Origin of the sequence: Paracoccus sp. (in: a-proteobacteria) (genome assembly GCF_035556475.1) — a bacterium.
Taxonomy (GTDB): domain Bacteria; phylum Pseudomonadota; class Alphaproteobacteria; order Rhodobacterales; family Rhodobacteraceae; genus Paracoccus.
The window spans coordinates 1-18,653 of sequence record NZ_DATMFA010000074.1 but is presented as its reverse complement, the minus strand read 5'-3'; the positions used below and the strand labels follow the sequence as shown (position 1 = coordinate 18,653).

The 18,653-nt window shown below is 67.9% G+C and carries 14 protein-coding genes; 12 read left to right on the top strand and 2 right to left on the bottom strand.

The features are described 5' to 3' along the window. The first annotated feature begins 114 nt into the window (after positions 1-114). From hisD to VNQ78_RS09310, 3 genes are read left to right on the top strand one after another with little or no spacing between them, the layout of a single operon-like run. Entirely contained in the window at positions 115-1,425 is a 1,311-nt protein-coding gene (gene hisD, locus VNQ78_RS09320) for a histidinol dehydrogenase (RefSeq protein WP_325688959.1), read from the top strand. Then, positions 1,422-1,916: a UPF0262 family protein gene (locus VNQ78_RS09315; RefSeq protein WP_325688957.1), complete on the top strand. Its 495-nt coding sequence runs from the start codon at positions 1,422-1,424 to the stop codon at positions 1,914-1,916. Before hisD ends, VNQ78_RS09315 begins: the two co-directional genes overlap by 4 nt. A 3-nt stretch (positions 1,917-1,919) precedes the next feature. Continuing rightward, the gene (locus tag VNQ78_RS09310) at positions 1,920-2,399 is read left to right on the top strand and encodes a low molecular weight phosphatase family protein (RefSeq protein ID WP_325688955.1); all 480 of its coding nucleotides are present in this window, start codon (positions 1,920-1,922) and stop codon (positions 2,397-2,399) included. Between the two features lie 9 nt (positions 2,400-2,408). Here VNQ78_RS09310 and edd read toward each other — a convergent pair whose 3' ends face one another. Further along, on the bottom strand, positions 2,409-4,211 hold the full coding sequence (edd, locus tag VNQ78_RS09305; RefSeq protein WP_325688953.1) for a phosphogluconate dehydratase: 1,803 nt from the start codon (positions 4,209-4,211) through the stop codon (positions 2,409-2,411). Between the two features lie 117 nt (positions 4,212-4,328). Here edd and VNQ78_RS09300 point away from each other — a divergent pair, with 117 nt between their 5' ends. The 6 genes from VNQ78_RS09300 to VNQ78_RS09275 all read left to right on the top strand — a co-directional run bounded on the left by VNQ78_RS09300 (position 4,329) and on the right by VNQ78_RS09275 (position 11,311). Beyond that, positions 4,329-5,525 carry an RSP_2647 family RNA methyltransferase gene (locus VNQ78_RS09300; RefSeq protein ID WP_325688951.1) on the top strand — a complete coding sequence of 399 codons (1,197 nt, stop codon included), beginning with the start codon at positions 4,329-4,331 and terminating at the stop codon, positions 5,523-5,525. Beyond that, positions 5,522-6,100 (top strand): RSP_2648 family PIN domain-containing protein, encoded by a 579-nt coding sequence (locus tag VNQ78_RS09295; protein ID WP_325688949.1) that lies wholly within the window; start codon positions 5,522-5,524, stop codon positions 6,098-6,100. The genes VNQ78_RS09300 and VNQ78_RS09295 overlap by 4 nt, the downstream gene beginning before the upstream one ends. 62 nt (positions 6,101-6,162) lie before the next feature. After that, complete coding sequence (zwf, locus tag VNQ78_RS09290; protein WP_325688947.1) at positions 6,163-7,608, top strand: glucose-6-phosphate dehydrogenase; 1,446 nt, start codon at positions 6,163-6,165, stop codon at positions 7,606-7,608. Further along, entirely contained in the window at positions 7,605-8,279 is a 675-nt protein-coding gene (pgl, locus tag VNQ78_RS09285; protein ID WP_325688945.1) for a 6-phosphogluconolactonase, read from the top strand. The genes zwf and pgl overlap by 4 nt, the downstream gene beginning before the upstream one ends. 7 nt (positions 8,280-8,286) lie before the next feature. Beyond that, positions 8,287-9,891, top strand: a complete 1,605-nt coding sequence (pgi, locus tag VNQ78_RS09280; RefSeq protein WP_325688943.1) for a glucose-6-phosphate isomerase — start codon at positions 8,287-8,289, stop codon at positions 9,889-9,891. 133 nt (positions 9,892-10,024) lie between these two features. Beyond that, positions 10,025-11,311, top strand: coding sequence for an O-acetylhomoserine aminocarboxypropyltransferase/cysteine synthase family protein (locus VNQ78_RS09275; protein WP_325688941.1), 1,287 nt, complete (start codon positions 10,025-10,027; stop codon positions 11,309-11,311). 63 nt (positions 11,312-11,374) lie between these two features. On the opposite strand, the gene VNQ78_RS09270 is transcribed toward VNQ78_RS09275, so the two are convergent. Further along, positions 11,375-12,181 (bottom strand): SIMPL domain-containing protein, encoded by an 807-nt coding sequence (locus tag VNQ78_RS09270; protein WP_325688940.1) that lies wholly within the window; start codon positions 12,179-12,181, stop codon positions 11,375-11,377. Between the two features lie 195 nt (positions 12,182-12,376). Here VNQ78_RS09270 and VNQ78_RS09265 point away from each other — a divergent pair, with 195 nt between their 5' ends. The 3 genes from VNQ78_RS09265 (at position 12,377) to VNQ78_RS09255 (ending at position 18,507) form a co-directional block, all read left to right on the top strand. Continuing rightward, positions 12,377-15,469, top strand: coding sequence for a hypothetical protein (locus tag VNQ78_RS09265; RefSeq protein WP_325688938.1), 3,093 nt, complete (start codon positions 12,377-12,379; stop codon positions 15,467-15,469). A gap of 113 nt (positions 15,470-15,582) precedes the next feature. Then, the gene (gatB, locus tag VNQ78_RS09260) at positions 15,583-17,112 is read left to right on the top strand and encodes an Asp-tRNA(Asn)/Glu-tRNA(Gln) amidotransferase subunit GatB (protein ID WP_325688936.1); all 1,530 of its coding nucleotides are present in this window, start codon (positions 15,583-15,585) and stop codon (positions 17,110-17,112) included. Positions 17,113-17,289: 177 nt separating this feature from the next. Next, a complete protein-coding gene (locus VNQ78_RS09255; RefSeq protein WP_325688934.1) occupies positions 17,290-18,507 on the top strand; it encodes a hypothetical protein in 1,218 nt (405 codons plus the stop codon). Positions 18,508-18,653: the final 146 nt, after the last annotated feature.

Below are 18,653 nucleotides of genomic sequence, written 5' to 3'. Positions count from 1 at the left end.
TCCAATAACCATCTGGACCTGTCACCTCGCGGGGTGCGCGCCATGCCGCGCCTCTGGCCGCTTGAGCCCCCGCGCGGCAGAAGTTAACAAGGTCCAACCAGTGCGAGCGTGACCATGCCCATCCACCTCTCGACCGCCGATTCCGATTTCGAGCAGCGCTTCCGTGCGATGCTGTCGATGAAGCGCGAGGATTCGGCCGATGTGAACGATGTCGTGGCGGCGATCATCGCCGATGTCCGCGAAAGGGGCGACGAAGCCTTGGTCGACCTGACCGGCCGCTTCGACCGGATGGAACTGACCCCGGAGAGGCTCGCCTTCGGCAAGGCCGAGATCGAGGCCGAGGTCGCAAAGGTCTCGGACGAGGATCGCGCCGCGCTGACGATGGCCGCGAACCGGATCCGCGCCTATCATGCCCGCCAGATGCCCGATGACGTCGAATGGACCGACCCGGAGGGCGCGACGCTCGGCTGGCGCTGGACGCCGGTATCGGCCGCTGGCCTCTATGTGCCGGGCGGGCAGGCGAGCTATCCGTCCTCGGTCCTGATGAACGCCATTCCCGCCCGCGTCGCCGGGGTCGAACGGCTGGTGATCTGCGTGCCGACGCCCTCGGGTCAGGTCAATCCGCTGGTCCTGCTTGCCGCCCAGCTTGCCGGCGTCGACGAGATCTATCGCATCGGCGGCGCGCAGGCGATCGCGGCCATGGCCTATGGCACCGAGACGATCCGGCCGGTCGACAAGATCACCGGTCCCGGCAATGCCTATGTGGCGGCGGCCAAGCGCCATGTCTTTGGCCGCGTCGGGATCGACATGATCGCGGGCCCGTCCGAGGTGCTGGTCATCGCCCAGGGCGCGCAGAATTCCGAATGGCTGGCCCTCGATCTGCTGGCGCAGGCCGAGCATGACGCGGATGCGCAGTCGATCCTGATCACCCCCGATGCGGCGCTGGCAGCCGCTGTCGTGGCCGAGGTCGAGCGTCTGCTGCCCACCCTGCCGCGCGCGGCCGTCGCCGGGGCAAGCTGGCGCGACTATGGCACGGTGATCGTGACGCGCGATCTGGACGAGGCCGCGGCGCTCTCGGACCGCATCGCGCCCGAGCATCTGGAGCTTTGTGTCGACGACCCCGAGGCGCTGGCCCGGAAGACGCGCCATGCCGGGGCGATCTTCCTTGGCGGCTGGACCCCCGAGGCGGTGGGCGATTATGTCAGCGGCCCGAACCATGTGCTGCCGACCGCGCGTTCGGCCCGCTTTTCCTCCGGCCTCTCGGTCATGGATTTCCTCAAGCGCACGACCATGGCGCGGCTGACGCCCGAGGCGCTTGCGGCCATCGGACCCGCGGCGGTTCGCCTCGCCGCCTCCGAGGGGTTGTCGGCGCATGGCCTGTCCGTCGCCTCGCGCATCAGCGCCCTGAACGGGTCGCGCGAATGACACGGATCGCGGTGACGGCGCGCCTCTGCCGGATCGAGATCGACGACAGCGCGCTGCCGCCGCCCTCGCCCGAGATGGAGCAGGACCGCCGCGTCGCGGTCTTCGACCTGCTCGAGGAGAACAGCTTCGGCGTGCCCGGCCGCGAGGGGCATCCAGCCCCCGCCGGCCCCTATGCGCTGGTGCTGGCCCTGCGCGAAAAGCGCCTCGTCTTCGACATCTCGACCGAGGGGGGCGAGAAGGTCGCCGAGTTCCACCTTTCCATGGGGCCGTTCCGCCAGACGGTGAAGGATTACTTCCAGATCTGCGCCAGCTATTTCGACGCGGTGAAGCGCCTGCCGCCCGCCCAGATCGAGGCCATCGACATGGCGCGGCGCGGCATCCACAATGAGGGCGCGCGCACCCTGCGCGAGCGGCTGGAGGGCAAGGCAGAGGTCGACATGGACACGTCGCGCAGGCTTTTCACCCTGATCTGCGCCCTGATCCCGGAGTGATCCGTGGCGGGGCCGATCCCACATTCGATCCTGTTCTGCTGCGACCATAACGCGATTCGGTCCCCGATGGCCGAAGGGATGATGAAGCACCTTTATGGCCGCGCGGCCTATGTGCAATCCGCCGGCGTCAAGAACGACATGGAGGTGGACGGCTTCGCCATCGCCGTCTGCAAGGAAATCGGGGTCGAGATCTCGAAGCATCGCTCGCGTTCCTTCGCCGAGATGAAGGAATGGGGCGATGACCTTGGCAGTTTCGACCTCGTGGTGGCGCTTTCCCCGGCCAGCCAGCGGCAGGCGCTGGAGCTGACGCGGGTTTCGCATCTCGATGTGGAATATTGGCCGATCATGGACCCGCTGGGGCTTGCGGAATCGCGTGACGCGAAGCTGGCGATCTACCGCATGATCCGCGACCAGATCCGCGAGCGTATGGTCGACCGTTTCGGCCCGCCGACGCAGCCCGAGGCCGCGGCGGGCAACGCCTGAGCCCCGCCGTCAGACGACGACCGCCGCACCTTCCGTCGCGGGGCTGACATGGGCGCGGAAAGCGCGGAAGAGTTCGCGCCCCATCCCCTCGGCCGAGCTTGCCGGATCGAAACTCGCATTCTCGCGCGCATCAAACCCGGGGGTCAGGCATTCGAGGGTTCCTGCCACCGCGTCCAGCCGCAGAATGTCGCCATCCCGGAGCCGGGCGAGGGGGCCGCCATCCGCCGCCTCGGGCGAGACATGGATCGCGGCCGGCACCTTGCCCGAGGCGCCCGACATGCGCCCATCTGTGACCAGCGCCACGCGCAGCCCGCGATCCTGCAGCACCGCCAGCGTCGGCGTCAGGGAATGCAGTTCGGGCATCCCGTTCGCGCGCGGGCCTTGGAAACGGACAACGACGATGGTGTCCTCGGTGAATTCGCCGCGCTTGAAGGCGGCCTTGACCTCCTCCTGATCGGCAAAGACGCGGATCGGAGCCTCGATCACATGGCGTTCGGGCGCCACGGCCGAGACCTTGATGACGCCCCGGCCAAGATTGCCGTCAAGCTGCTTCAGCCCGCCCGTCACGGCAAAGGGATCGCTTGCCGGACGCAGGATCTTGTCGTTCAGCGAGGCGCGCGCGCCCTCGACCCAATGGACCTGACCGTCGCGCAATTGCGGCTCCTGTGCATAGAGGTCGAGCCCGCCGCCCGCGATCGTCCTGACGTCCGGGTGCAGCAGACCGGCCTCCAGCAATTGCCCGATCATGAAGCCGAGCCCGCCCGCGGCGTGGAAATGGTTCACATCCGCCAGCCCGTTCGGATAGACCCGCGCCATCAGCGGCACTGCCTCCGACAGGTCGTGGAAATCCTCCAGATCAAGGATCACGCCCGCCGCCCGCGCCATGGCGGGAAGGTGGATGATCAGATTGGTCGAGCCGCCCGTGGCCATCAGCCCGACGATGCCGTTGACGAAGGCGCGCTCGTCCAGCACCTCGCCCGCGGGCAGGTAGTCGTTGCCAAGGCGCGTGATCGCGGAGGCGCGCTGCACGGCGGCGGCGGTCAGCGCGTCCCGCAGGGGGGTGTTCGGGTTCACGAAGCTTGCCCCCGGCAGATGCAGGCCCATGAACTCCATCAGCATCTGGTTCGAGTTCGCGGTGCCATAGAAGGTGCAGGTGCCGGGGCTGTGATAGCTGGCCATCTCGGCGGCCATCAGCGCATCGCGCCCGATCTCGCCGGCGGCAAATTGCTGACGGATCCGCGATTTCTCGTCATTGGGCAGGCCCGAGGGCATCGGCCCCGCCGGCACGAAGACCGCCGGGATATGCCCGAAGGTCGCGGCGGCGATGACAAGGCCCGGAACGATCTTGTCGCAGACGCCCAGATAAAGCGCCGCGTCGAAGGTGTCATGGGACAGCGCCACGCCCGAGGCGAGGGCGATGACATCGCGCGAGAAAAGCGACAGCTCCATCCCCGCGCGGCCCTGCGTCACGCCGTCGCACATGGCGGGCACGCCGCCCGCGACCTGCGCCGTCGCGCCCGCCGCATGGGCGGCCGTGCGGATCAGGCCCGGATAGCGTTCATAGGGCTGATGCGCCGAGAGCATGTCGTTATAGGCGGTGACGATGCCGATATTCGGCTTGCGCGCGGCGGCGAAATCCTCTTTGTCGGGCATGGCGGCATAGGCATGGGCCTGATTGCCGCAGGAGAGATGCGCCCGTCGCGGTCCTTCCTCGGCAGCGCGCGCGATCTTGGCCTCATAGGCGGCGCGGGTGCGGGACGATCGTTCGCGGATTCGGTCGGTCACTCGGTCGACGGTGGCGTGCAGGGTCATGGCTAGCGTCCTCCTGATCCGTTAATATAGGCCGTTAGCGATAACGGTTCAACCGCGTGACACTTGCTCCGCACGCCGGGTCGTGGCAATCCTCGGCCGTTCGAACGAGGCCCGAGAATGACTGTTGATCTGCCCACCATCCGACTGCGTCCCAAGTCCAAGCCGCAGGCGATCCGCCACGGCTTCCCGTGGGTCTTTGCCGACGAGCTGGTGACGGACCGCCGCACCCGCGCGATTGCTCCGGGCAGCTTTGCCATTCTCGAGGATGCCGAGCATCGCCCGATGGGTCTGGTGACGGTCAACCCGAATTCCAAGATCATCGCCCGGATGATGGACCCCGATCCCGAGGCGCGGATCACCCGCGACTGGCTGGCCGAGCGTCTGACGCGCGCGCTGGCGCTCCGCGAACGGCTGTTCGACAAGCCCTTCTACCGGCTGGTCCATGCCGAGGCCGACGGCCTGCCGGGCACCATCATCGACCGTTTCGGCGATGCCGCCGTGATCCAGCCCAACGCCGCATGGGCCGAGGGTATGGCCGACGAAATCGCCGCGGTCCTGCGCGACGTGACCGGCGTTTCCACGGTCGTCCTGAATGGGCAGGGCCGGGCGCGCGGCCTCGAGGGCCTGACCGAGCGGACCGAGATCCTCAGCGGCGACGTGGCTGGCCCGGTGGAAGTGTCGATGAACGGCGCGATCTATCTTGCCGACCTGATGCAGGGGCAGAAAACCGGCATCTTCTATGATCAGCGCCCGAACCATGCCTTCGCGCAGCGCCTCGCCAAGGGCCAGCGCGTGCTTGACGTCTTCTCGCATGTCGGCGGCTTCGGCCTTGCGGCGCTGGCGGCGGGCGCGTCCCACGCCACCTGCGTCGACGGCTCCGCCGCTGCACTGGAACTCGCCCGTGGCGGGGCCGAGGCGATGGGCGCCGCCGACCGCCTGACCACGCGGCAGGGCGATGCCTTCGCGCAGATGGAGGCGCTGGCGGCCGATGGGGCGCAATTCGACGTGGTGATCTGCGACCCGCCCGCCTTCGCGCCCGCGAAACCCGCGCTGGAGGCCGGTTTGCGCGCCTATGAGCGGGTGGCGAAACTGGCCGCCCCGCTGGTCGCGCCGGGGGGCTATCTGGGCCTCTGTTCGTGCAGCCATGCGGCCGACCTGACCTCGTTCCGCAACGCAAGCGCGCGCGGCATCGGTCGCGGCGGGCGGCGGATGCAGCTTCTCCATACCGGGCAGGCCGGGCCTGATCACCCGACGCTACCGCAACTGGCCGAGACCGGCTATCTCAAGGCCCTGTTCTTCCGGCTCGACGGATGAAGGTGGTCCTCGACGCCTGCGTTCTCTATCCCACCATCCTGCGTGAGATATTGAGCGATGTGGCGGCGGCGGGTCTGTTCCAGCCGGTCTGGTCGCAGCGCATTCTTGACGAATGGCGCCTCGCGGCCGATCGGCAGAACCTTGCCGCCGGAGTCGAGATCGCGTTGCTTCAGGATCGCTTCCCGCAGGCGATGGTGCTGCCCTCCGGCGGGGCCGAGGGGTTGGACCTGCCCGACCCGGCCGACCGCCATGTGGTCGAGGCCGCATTGGCCGCAGGTGCTGCGCAGATCGTCACCGCCAATCTGCGCGACTTTCCGCGCGGGACGCTTGCCTCGGTCGGCCTCAGCGCCGTCCATCCCGATGAATTCCTGCGCGATCTTTTCCTCGCCACGCCTGATCCGGTGCTTGCAGCCGTTGCCGCGACCGAGGTGCGTGCCCGTCTTGCCGGCAGCGCCCTTACTCGCAAGGAGTTGATGCGCCGCGCAAGACTTCCGCGTCTTGCCAAATCCATCGAGCGGCTGGCAGGGTCCGGTGTTGCAGCGCAGGCAAGTTCGGGCGAGGGTTGGCTTCGATGACGGCAGGGTTGATGTTATCGCTAACGGGCGATAGTCCCAAGCCAGGAAACGAGGAGGGCTTGATGGTTTCGCGCATCATTCCGGTGGAGGAGTTCGACCTTGTGGTGTTCGGCGCGACAGGTGATCTCGCGCATCGCAAGATCCTGCCGGGACTTTATCGACGCTATATCGCCGGGCATATTCCGGGTTCAGCCCGGATCATTGGCGCCGCGCGGACGAAACAGGACGACGCGGCCTTCCGGGCCGAGGCGCGCGAGGCGATCACCGAATTCACCACCGCCAGCGAGGACATGTCCCGGCTCGACGATTTTCTGGCCCATCTCAGCTATGTGCCGATCGACGCGCGCGGCACCGACGGGTGGGAGGAGCTGAAGGCGCGGATCCGGCCCGGCACCGTCCATGCCTTCTATTTCTCGGTCGCGCCGGCGCTGTTCGGCGATATCGCCCAGCGTCTTGCCGATTACGGCATCGCGGATGCGCAAAGCCGGATCGTGGTCGAAAAGCCCTTCGGCCGCGACCTTGCCACCGCGCGTGAGCTGAACGCGACGCTGGCGCGGCACTTCGCCGAGAACCAGATCTATCGGATCGACCATTACCTCGGCAAGGAAACCGTCCAGAACCTGATGGCGGTGCGCTTCGCCAATATCCTGTTCGAGCCGCTCTGGAACGCACAATATGTCGATCACGTCCAGATCACCGTCGCCGAGACCGTAGGCGTGGGCGGGCGCGGCGAATATTACGACCATTCCGGCGCGATCCGGGACATGGTGCAGAACCACATGATGCAGCTTCTGTGCCTGATCGCGATGGAGCCGCCCTATCACTTCGACCCCGACGCGGTCAGGGACGAGAAGCTGAAGGTGATCCGCGCGCTTGAACCGCTGGCCCCCGACGACATCGTGCGCGGCCAGTATCGCGGCAATGGCGCGGATTACACCAAGGATGTCGACCACCCCGACTCGCGCACCGAAAGCTATGTCGCGCTGAAGGTGAACATCGCCAACTGGCGCTGGACCGGCACGCCCTTCTACCTGCGCACCGGCAAGAGGCTGCGCGCCCGCACCAGCGAGATCGTGGTGACCTTCAAGGCGCCCCCGCATTCGATCTTCGACGAGGCCGAGGGCCCGCGCTCGAACCAGCTTGTCATCAAGCTGCAACCGAACGAGGGCATGGACCTGACCGTCATGATCAAGGAGCCGGGGCCCGGCGGGATGCGACTGGTGCAGGTGCCGCTGGACATGAGCTTTGCCGACGCGCTCGGCGCGAACGGGACCGACATGCCCGACGCCTATGAGCGGCTGATCATGGACGTGATCCGCGGCAACCAGACGCTTTTCATGCGCGGGGACGAGGTCGAGGCGGCCTGGGCCTGGACCGATCCCATCATCGCCGAATGGGAGGCTGGATCGAAACGCCCCGAGCCCTATGATGCGGGTTCAAGCGGTCCCGAGGAGGCGCTGCGCCTTCTGCACCGCGACAACCGCCGCTGGAGGGAGATCAGGCCATGACGCTGGAATTCATCGAATATCCCGACCGCGAGATGCTGGCCCTGTCGCTGGCGCGCAAGATCTCTGGGCAATTGGCCCAGCATTTGCGCACGAATGAGACCGCAAGCCTCTGCGTCCCCGGTGGCAGCACGCCTGGCCCGGTCTTTGACACGCTCTCGGGCAGCGACCTCGACTGGCCGCGCGTCAGCGTCTTCCTGAACGATGAGCGTTGGGTCGGGCGCGACCACGCGCGCTCGAACAGCCGCCTCCTCCACCGCCACCTGCTGACCGACAAGGCGGCAGGCGCGCGCTATATCGACCTCTATACCGGCGATGCCGAGCCCGAAGCGGCGGCCGAGGCGCTGTCGGACCAGATCGCGCCGCTTCTGCCGATCACCGTCCTGCTGCTGGGGATGGGCGCCGACATGCATACTGCAAGCCTCTTTCCCGGCGCGCCCGAGACCGCGCTTGCCCTCGCGCCCGACGCGCCCCTGGTCATGGCGGTCCGCAGCGTCAGGGACGAGCCGCGGATCACCCTGACGGCACCCGCCCTGCAGAAGGCGATCTCGACCCATCTGATGATTACCGGCGCCGAGAAGCGCGAGGCGTTGACCCGCGCCCAGTCTCTCGATCCCAAGGACGCGCCGATCCGTGCTTTTCTTGGCGATATTTGCGTGCATTGGGCAGAGTGATTTTGACATGAGCGATATCTGGAACCGGCTGGCCGAATACCGGCAAAAGCAGGGCGACCTTCGGATCGAGGCGCTTTTCGCCGCCGATCCCGACCGCGCGACGGGCTATGCGACCGCGGCCGAAGGGTTGGTCCTCGACTGGTCCAAGACCGCGATCGACGCGGGCGCCCGCGACCTGCTCCTCGAACTTGCGGCCCCGGTCGCCCGGCGGCGCGAGGCCATGTTCGCCGGCGCGCGGATCAACGAGACCGAGGATCGCGCCGTCCTTCATACCGCGCTGCGTAATCTTGACGGCAGCGTCACGGTCGACGGGCGCGACGTGATGCCCGAAGTGCGCGAGATCCATCAGCACATGCGCGATTTCGCGGCGCGGGTCCGCAGCGGCGAGTTCGCGGGGCAGGGTGGCCGCTTCACCGATGTCGTGAATATCGGCATCGGCGGCTCGGATCTCGGCCCGGCCATGGCGGTGCGGGCGCTCGCGCCCTATCACGACGGGCCGCGGGTGCATTTCGTCTCGAATGTCGATGGCGCCGATATCGCCGACACGCTGAAGGCCCTCGATCCCGCGACCACGCTGGTCATCGTGGCCTCGAAGACCTTCACCACGATCGAGACCATGACCAACGCCCAGACGGCGCGGGACTGGATGGCGCGATCGGTGACGCTCCCCGCCGCGCAATTCGCGGCGCTCAGTTCCGCGCTCGGCAAGACCGCGCAATGGGGGATCGACGCCGACCGCGTCTTCGGCTTCGAGGATTGGGTCGGCGGCCGCTACTCGATCTGGGGGCCGATCGGCCTGTCCCTGATGATCGCGATCGGCCCGGATGCCTTCGACAGCTTCCTCGCCGGCGGGCTGGCGATGGACCGGCATTTCCAAACCGCCCCCGATGACCGGAACCTGCCGATCCTCCTCGCGCTGGTCGGGATCTGGCACCATCAGGTCTGCGGCTATGGCACGCGGGCGGTGCTGCCCTATGACAACCGGCTCGGGCGGCTGCCGGCCTATCTCCAACAACTCGAGATGGAATCGAACGGCAAGCGCGTCGCAATGGATGGCAGCGACCTGACCCTGCCCTCCGGCCCGGTGATCTGGGGCGAGCCGGGCACCAACGGCCAGCACGCCTTCTACCAGCTGATCCATCAGGGCACCGAGATCATCCCCTGCGAATTCATGCTGGCGGCCCGCGGCCATGAACCACAACTTGCCCATCACCACCTGCTGCTCGCCGCGAATTGCCTCGCCCAGTCCGAGGCCTTGATGCGCGGCCGCAGCCTCGACGAGGCGCGCGAATTGATGCGCGCGAAGGGCCTCGAGGGCGCCGAACTCGAACGGCAGGCCCGCCACCGCGTCTTTCCGGGCAACCGCCCCTCGACGACGCTCCTCTTCCCCGAGCTTACGCCCTTCGTCCTGGGCCAGATCGTGGCCCTCTACGAGCATCGCGTCTTTGTCGAGGGCGCCATCCTCGGCATCAACAGCTTCGACCAATGGGGGGTCGAACTCGGCAAGGAGCTCGCGCTCAAGGTCGCACCTCTCCTCGAGGGAGAAGCCGCACCGGGCCACGATCCCTCGACCGAGCATCTCGCCGCCCTGATCCGGGAATTGCGCGGCTAGCGCGCGCTTTCACCGTTTCCCAAATACCCATCCGGTGCCCGCGCCACCCGCGCGGCGCCGGGGATTTTTCTTCCCCGTTGCCAGTCCCCCCGGCCTGCCCCTACTCTGCGCCCGAACGACAGGAGGATTGACCATGTCCGAGAACTGGGGATTTGACACTGCCTCGATCCATGCCGGTGCCGCGCCGGATCCGGCGACGGGCGCGCGGCAGGTGCCGATCTATCAGACCACCGCCTATGTGTTCAAAGACGCGGGCCACGCCGCCCGCCTCTTCGGTCTGCAGGAACTGGGCTATATCTATTCGCGCCTGACCAATCCCACGGTGGCGGCGCTGCAATCCCGCATCGCCGCGCTCGAGGGCGGGGCGGGGGCGGTCTGCTGCTCTTCGGGTCATGCCGCCCAGATCCTCGCGCTCTTCCCGCTGATGGGGCCGGGCCGGAATGTTGTTGCCTCGACAAGGCTTTACGGCGGAACCATCACCCAGTTTGGCCAGACCATAAAACGCTTCGGCTGGGGCGCGAAATTCGTCGATTTCGACGATCTCGATGCCCTTCGCGCCGCGATCGACGATGACACCCGCGCCATCTTCTGCGAGTCGATCAGCAATCCCGGCGGCTATGTCACCGACATTCCGGCCGTGGCGAAACTCGCCGAGGAAGTCGGCCTGCCGCTGATCGTCGACAACACGCTGGCGACGCCCTGGCTCTGCAAGCCGATCGAGATGGGCGCGACCCTCGTGGTCCACAGCCTCACGAAATACATGACCGGAAACGGCACCGTGACCGGGGGCGTCGTGGTCGACAGCGGCGCCTTCGACTGGTCCGCCTCGGGCAAGTTCCCCAGCCTGTCCGAGCCCGAGCCCGCCTATCACGGGCTGAAGTTCCACGAGGCCTTCGGCAACCTCGCCTATACCTTCCACGGCATCGCGATCGGGTTGCGCGATCTTGGCATGACCATGAACCCGCAGGCCGCCCATTACACGCTCATGGGTATCGAGACGCTGGGCCTGCGCATGGCTAAGCATATCGAGAATGCCGGTATCGTCGCGGAATGGCTGGAACAGGATCCGCGCGTCGCCTCGGTCTCCTATGCCGGGCTTCCCTCCTCGCCCTGGCATGTGACCGCGCGCCGGGTCTATCCGAAGGGAGCGGGGGCGCTTTTCACCTTCTCGATCAAGGGGGGCTATGACGCCGCCGTCAAGCTGGTCGACAACCTGAAGCTCTTCAGCCATGTCGCCAATCTCGGCGATGCCCGTTCGCTGGTGATCCATTCCGCCTCGACCACGCATAGCCAGCTGACCGACGCGCAGAAGATCGCGGCGGGGGCGGGACCGGATGTGGTGCGCCTCTCGATCGGGATCGAGGATCCGGCGGATATCATCGCCGATCTCGATCAGGCGCTGGCGGCGGCGACCTCCTGAAAAGGAAAGGCGGCGGAAAGGGTTCCCCCGCCTTCTTCATCTGGTCTCCAGGATCCCGCAGGATCACTCGGCGGGTTCGGGCGCCTCGGGCGCGACCGGCTCGTCGCCCGCGGGCAGTAGGTCGAAGACCGCGCTGACCTCGGCCGTGACCTCCAGCTCGCCCGCCGCGATCGGCGCGCCATCGGCCTTGGCCTCGGCGCGCATCGCCATCATCGGGCGGGGCGGACCCGCAGGCGCGGCCCCGTCCGACAGCATTCGGATCTGGCCCAGCGTCATGCCGGCGGCCTCGGCCATCAGTTCGGCGCGGCGGCGGGCATCCTTGACCGCATCGGCGCGCGCTTCGTCCTCGGCCTCGGTCATGTCCTCGCGCGAGAAGCTGATGCCGCTGATCTCGTTCGCCCCGGTTGAGACGAGGCGGTCAAGCACGGCGCCCAACCCGTCGATGTCGCGGACGCGGACATTCACGGTGTTCTGCGCCACATAGCCCACCAGCTTTGGCGGCTGGTTGTTCTCATAGACCATCTTGGGAGAGAGGTTCAGGCCCGCGGTCTGGATGTCACGCGCCTCGACCCCTTCGGCGGTCAGCGCATCGATCACCGCCTTCTGCCGGCTGGAATTCTGGCTCATCGCCTCTTCGGCGGTCGCGGCCTCGGTGCTGACGCCCAGCGTGATTTGCGCAAGGTCCGGGGCGGCGGTCGCCTTGCCATGGCCGGTCACGCTCAGCTTCGCGGCATGCGGTCCCATCCGGTGATGGCCGGCCCCGGGCGGCGGCGGATCGTTCGGACCGGGTGCGGGGGCCTGCGCGAAGGCGGGCGCGGCCAGCAGCGCAACCAGGGATGCTGCCGTCAGGAAGGGTCGGAAAGGGGACATGTGGTCATCTCCTTGGTGCGGCGAAAAGCGATATCGCCGCAAGGTGTTGCAGTCGAAACGATATAACCACGAGGGACGGTTTCCGATCCCTCACAAAAAGGTGTTCTGCTTTTCACGCGGCCCGTTCTGGGGTAGTTCATGCAAACGATTTGTTTGCGCGCCACGGCGCCCGGAACCGCAAGGCAAAACCCATAGATGTCGCTTGATTCCGTCTCCGAATATGCCCTGTCTTTCAGCGGCGAGGCCGTGCATCTGCAAAAGCGTGATGTTGCTGCCCCGGAGGGATCGGACCAGTCGCAATCCGCCTGGCGGCATCTGGGTTCCGTCGATTTCGAGGAGCCGGAGTTCCGCGAGATGCTGGGCCGGCTCAGGATGATGGCGACAGGCGAGGGGCAGGAGGTTCCGCTTGCCGTCACCCTCGTCATTCCCGACGACCAGATCCTTTATACGACGCTGACCATCGCGCCTTCTGGTGATCGCGAAGGGGCCGTCGCCCGGTCGCTCGACGGGTTGACGCCCTATCCGATCGAAGAGCTTTCCTTCGACTGGGAGGGGGATGGCGACAGCGTGCGCGTCGCCGCGGTGGCGCGCCAGACTCTGCGCGAGGCGCTGGAATTTGCGCGCGACTACGGGTTCGAAGGGCAGCGTTTCTGCGCCGCCCCCGAGGGAGAACAGTTCCGCGGCGAGCCGGCCTTCATCCTCTGCATCCCCGAGCGCCGCCGCCCCCGGATCGACCCGGCGCAGGCCAGCGTGACCGCGGCCGAGCTGATGCTGCCCGCGGATGCCGATGAGGACGCGCCTGATGAGGCGCCCGCCGCTCTTTCCGAAGACCAGCAGCCCGAGGTCGTGAGCGAGCCCGAGGCGGAGGGTGAGAAGGGGGCCGAGGCGGCCGAGGCCGCCGCATCACCGGAGCCTGACGCATCACCCGAGCCTGACGTCGAGGAACTGGCCAACTCCGCCTCCGCGACCCTCTTCGCGCCCGAGCCTGTCGCGGCGCCCGAAGCCGAAGCGCCCGCCCCGCAACCCGCCGGGGCCGAGCCTGCCGATCAGCTCAATCCCCGCGCCCGCGCGGTCCATCAGCGCGCATCGGAGGCCCGGCAGGCGCGTCTTGTCGGGGCCGCCCCTTCCGCACCGCCGCGTCCGCAGCCTGTCGGCTATCGCCGCAGCCATTCGGGGTTGGTGGCGATGCTGGTGCTTCTGCTGGTGGGACTGGTTGCCGCCTGGGCCTTCCTCACCCCCGGTGCGCGCGATGTTCCCGTCGCCAGTTCCGCAGCCGATGCTGTGGCGGTTTCGGTGGGTCCGGTCGCCGGCGAGCCGACCCGAGAGATCGCCCCGGACCCGGCTGCCGAGGGTGGTGAGAGCGTGGCGGCCTTGCCGCCCGCAGCCGATGATGCCACGGTCGAGCCTGCCCCTGAAATTGCGGCGGCCGAGGTTCCGGTTGTGGAAACCCCGGCGGAGGAGACACCCTCTGCCGAACTTCCTGCCGCTGAAACTGCCGCCGGAGAAATCCCGGTCGCCGAGACCCCGGCCATTCCCGCAGAGATGCCGGGTCAGATGGACACGGCGTCAACCACCCAGCCTGAAACGGCCTTGCCCCCCGCGGCGGCGACCAGTTCCGATCCCGCATTGGCTTTCGAACCTGAAACCGCGTCGCCGCTGAGCATCGCGCAATTGCCTCCGCAGGAAGCGCGCCGGGTGCTTGTCGCCGCAGCCGCGGTGGCCGCGGCGGTCGTCCCGCCAAGTGCCGCGCCCGTGGAGGCGGCGACTGCCCCCGCAGCCCCGACACCCGCCGCGCCTGTCCGCGAAGCCGCGCCCGCGCCGCAGGCCGCTTCCCCGGCGCGCGCTGCCCCGTCCCGCCCCGCGACGGCCGCTGCCGCTGTCGTCGCGCCGAAGGTGGCGACGGCCCCGCGCGCCCAGCCTCGGCCCGAGCGTCCGAGCAGCGCCGCACCCGTGCGGGAGGTTGCGCGCGTGGCTGCGCCCGATCCGCAGCTGACCAGTTCGGCTCGGCCGCAGCTTTCGCCCCGGCGCAGCACGCCCCGCACCTCGGTTCCGCGCGTCGACGAGCCGCCCCGGGTGCCGTCGGATCCGATGTCCTATGCGGCCAGCCAGCTTTCGGCCCGCCCCCCGACCCGTGCCAACGCCCCCCGCGTGACCGAGCGCGCGGTCCCGGCGAGCCTTCCGGCCCCGACCACCAGCCGCGCCGGACGCCCGCCGCAGCGGCCCGAAGGCTCGGCGCCGGACCTGATCCAGCCCGAGGGGGATGAACTGCTTCTGGATGACGCCGATCGCCGCCAGCTTGCGGCGCTGGCAAGGGACTTGCGCCTCCGTGGCCTGCCCGCGTCCTTGCCGGCCTCCTCCGGCGCGCGGCTGGCCGAGGCCCGGCCGCAGCGCAAGCCTGCGGGCGCTGCGACGGTCAGCGACGCGGTTTCGCCCTCTGCGGTTGAAAATGCCCTTCGTTCCGCCGCTGAGGCCCCGCCGGAACGCCCCGCCCATGTCGAGGCGAGCGCCGCGCCCGCGCGCGCGAGCGGTGGTTCGGCATCGCTGCGCGGCTCCTCCCGTCCCGCGGCACGGCCTTCGGGCGGCGCCCGCATCCAGGATGCCGCGGTCGAAAAGGCGATTGCGGCGGCGGTCGATGCCTCGCCTGCGATCCCGAACGCCAAGCGGCTGTCGTCCCTGAGCGCATCATCGCATCCGCCCCGCCGGTCGGACCGTAATGCAGCAACGTCCGATACCGCCGGCGCCGCCGCGCCGGCTGTCGTCGCGGCTGCGGCCGCCGCGCCCGCCGGACCCAGCGAGGCGGAACTGGCCGCCCGCCGCGCGTTGGACGAACAGCTGCAGGCCCAGGCCGAGGCCCGCATCCGCGCCCGTGCCCAGGCCGATGCCGCCGCCGAGGCGCAGGCCCGCGCCCAGGCCGAGGCCCGCGCCCGCGCCCAGGCCGAGGCCGAGGAACGCACCGCCCGCGCCCGCAAGCAGGTCTACAAGCCGCCAGAGGTCGATGACGAGCCTGAGCTTGCCGCGAATATCTCGCGCGGGGGCACCACTGCGGCGAATGTCGCGAAATCCGCGACCCAGTCCCGGGCGCTCGACACCGGGCGCACCACGATCATCGGCATCATCGGGGCCGGGAATGCCAGCCGCGCGCTGATCCGGCTGCGCAATGGCCGCGTGGTGACGGTCCGGCTGGGCGACAAGATCGACGGCGGCACGATCAATTCGATCGGTGATGGCCGCGTCACCTATGTGAAATCGGGCCGGCAACGCGAATTGCGGATGCTGGACGGCCGCTAGGCGAAAGCGGGTAGTCCGCCATCCGGGCGAGATGCCCGCGATCCCGCCCGCGGCCCTTGCGAGGCGCGCCCCAAGCGCCTAGAAGGTCCAGCAACCTCGCCAAGGGAACCGCCATGCTTGACCATCTGACCTATACCGCCCCGGAACCCAAAGTCATTTCGGGCGCCAAGCAGGACTGGGAACTGGTCATCGGGCTTGAGGTCCATGCCCAGGTCTCGTCGAACGCGAAGCTTTTCTCGGGCGCATCGACCGGCTTCGGGGCCGAGCCGAACAGCCATGTCGCCTTCGTCGACGCGGCCATGCCCGGCATGCTGCCCGTCATCAACGAATTCTGCGTGGCGCAGGCGGTCAAGACCGGCCTTGGCCTCAAGGCAGGGATCAACCTGCGCTCGGCCTTCGACCGCAAGAACTATTTCTATCCCGACCTGCCGCAGGGCTACCAGATCAGCCAGCTCTACCACCCGATCGTGGGCGAGGGCGAGGTGATCGTGGACATGGCTCCCGGCGTCGCCCGTCGCGTCAGGATCGAGCGCATCCATCTTGAACAGGATGCCGGCAAGTCGATCCACGACATGGACCCGAACATGTCCTTCGTCGACCTGAACCGCACCGGCGTCGCCCTGATGGAGATCGTGAGCCGCCCCGACATCCGCGGCCCCGAGGAAGCGGCCGCCTATGTCGCCAAGCTGCGCCAGATCATGCGCTATCTCGGCACCTGCGACGGCAACATGCAGAACGGCAACCTGCGCGCCGATGTGAACGTCTCGGTCTGCCAGCCCGGCGCCTATGAGCGCTATCAGGAGACGCAGGATTTCAGCCATCTCGGCACGCGTTGCGAGATCAAGAACATGAACTCGATGCGCTTCATCCAGGCGGCCATCGAATATGAGGCCCGCCGCCAGATTGCCATTCTGGAGGATGGCGGCAGCATCGTGCAGGAAACCCGCCTCTATGACCCGGACAAGGGCGAGACGCGGTCGATGCGCTCGAAGGAAGAGGCGCATGACTATCGCTACTTCCCCGATCCCGACCTGCTGCCGCTCGAGATCGAGCAATCCTGGGTCGACCACATCGCCACGGAAATGCCGGAACTGCCGGACGAGAAGAAGGCGCGTTTCGTCAAGGAACTGGGCCTTTCGGAATATGACGCGGGCGTGCTGACCGCTGAGGTCGAGAACGCCAACTATTTCGAGGCCGTGGTGAATGGCGGCGACGCGGGCGGGCGCGACGGCAAGATGGCCGCGAACTGGGTCATCAACGAGCTTTTCGGCCGGCTGAACAAGGAAGGCCTGACGGTCGAGACCTCGCCCGTGACCGCCGCCCAGCTTGGTGGCGTGATCGACCTGATCGCCAAGGGCGAGATCTCGGGCAAGATCGCCAAGGACCTGTTCGAGATCCTCTGGACCGAGGGCGGCGAGCCCGCCGCGATCGTCGAGGCGCGCGGCATGAAGCAGGTCACAGACCTCGGCGCGATCGAGAAGGCGGTGGACGAGATCATCGCCGCGAACCCCGCACAGGTCGAGAAGGCGCGCGCCAACCCGAAGCTCGCGGGCTGGTTCGTCGGTCAGGTGCTGAAGGCGACCGGCGGCAAGGCCAACCCCGCCGCGGTGCAGGAACTGGTCGGCAAGAAGCTCGGCCAGTAAGCCTCGTAAGGACAGGAACGCGGCGCCGCCCGGTCGGAAACCCCGAAGGGCGGCGTTCCCATTTGCGCTGTCCCGCGCATGGTCCGCATGGATGATGCGGCGGAACCGGAATCGGTGGTATCATCCCGCTTCAAAGGGGCGTCCCTTCCCCCCTGATTGTCGAGGAGGGCTGGCCAAATGGCGCCGCAGATCCCCGGACAGGCCGAGATCGTGTCCTCGCTCCACAGGGCCGCGCTCGATCCCTGCGGCTGGGGCGATGTGTTTTCCTGCATCAGGGATCGCCTCGACGGCGCGAAACTCTCGCTTCATGGCCATGACCAGCGCACGGGGGCGATCTTTCTCTCCGGCGCAAGCGGCTACGAGCCGGAGTTTGCCGAGGGTTATCTCAGCTATTACCACAGCATCAATCCGTTCGTTCCGAAATCCGAACTCCTGCCGCTGGGCGTCGCGCGCCCGTCGAATGCCGACATTCCGCCCGAGGAGTTGTTCCGCTCGGAATTCTACAATGACTGGATGCGCCCGCAGGAGGATCTGGTCGGCGCCGTCGCGATCCGCACGCGTCCGGTCGGCAGCCGCAGCTGGGTGCTTTCGCTGAATATCCGCAGGCGCGACTGGTCGAGGCTCGAGGGCAGGGCGCTCCGCCTCCTCGACGCGCTCGAGCCGCATCTCTCCCACGCCTTTCAGGTCAGCGAGGTAATGAACCGGCTGACCGGTCAGATCGTCGCCGCCACGGCCGATGCGCTGCAGCCCGGCATGTCCGGGGGCGTCATCGTCACCGATCACAAGCGCCACGTCCTCTGGGCCGATGACGGGGCGATCCGGCTGCATCCCTCGCTCCTGCGCATCGACGTGCTGGGACGGCTGCGCTTTGGCGATGAGCGGGCCGAGGAATGGGCCGAGGCCGCGCTCGGCCAGCAGCGCAGGATCTCGGGTCGCGCGCCCTTGGGCGTCACCTTCAATCAGGGCTCACAGATATGGGATATCCTCGCCGTGAAAATCCTTGATCCGAACCTTCCGATCCCGCAATTCCCCGGCGGCCAGCAGAATCCATGGGCCTCGACCGAACGGACGGTGTTCCTCATCTCGCGCCGCTCGGGCATCGCGCCCCCGGAACAGGCCTTGGCACAGGCCTTCGGCCTGACCGCGGCCGGGATCGCGCTGACGATCTGGGACGGGGCCTCGACCTCCGACATCGCCGATCAGCGAAAGACCTCGCTCAATACCGTTCGCAACCAGATCCGCGCGGTCCTACACAAGACGGAGGCAAGGCACCGCGCCGACCTCGTGCGGATCGTGGCCCATTGCCTCGGATCACGAAGGATTGCGACCGGCCGCGCCGCGATGGCCCATGCCGCGACCATGGCGATCCTGCGCGCGGCGGGGCGGTCTGCCTAGAGGACGAAGTCCGAGGCGGTCGCCCTTCGCACCGCCTCGCCGATCCTTGACCGGCGCGACGTCATCCGCCATTTCAACGCGATGGCCCAGTCTGCGAGAGATGACATATTGCAGCGCGATCAGGACCAGCGCCGGGCGATGCCCGA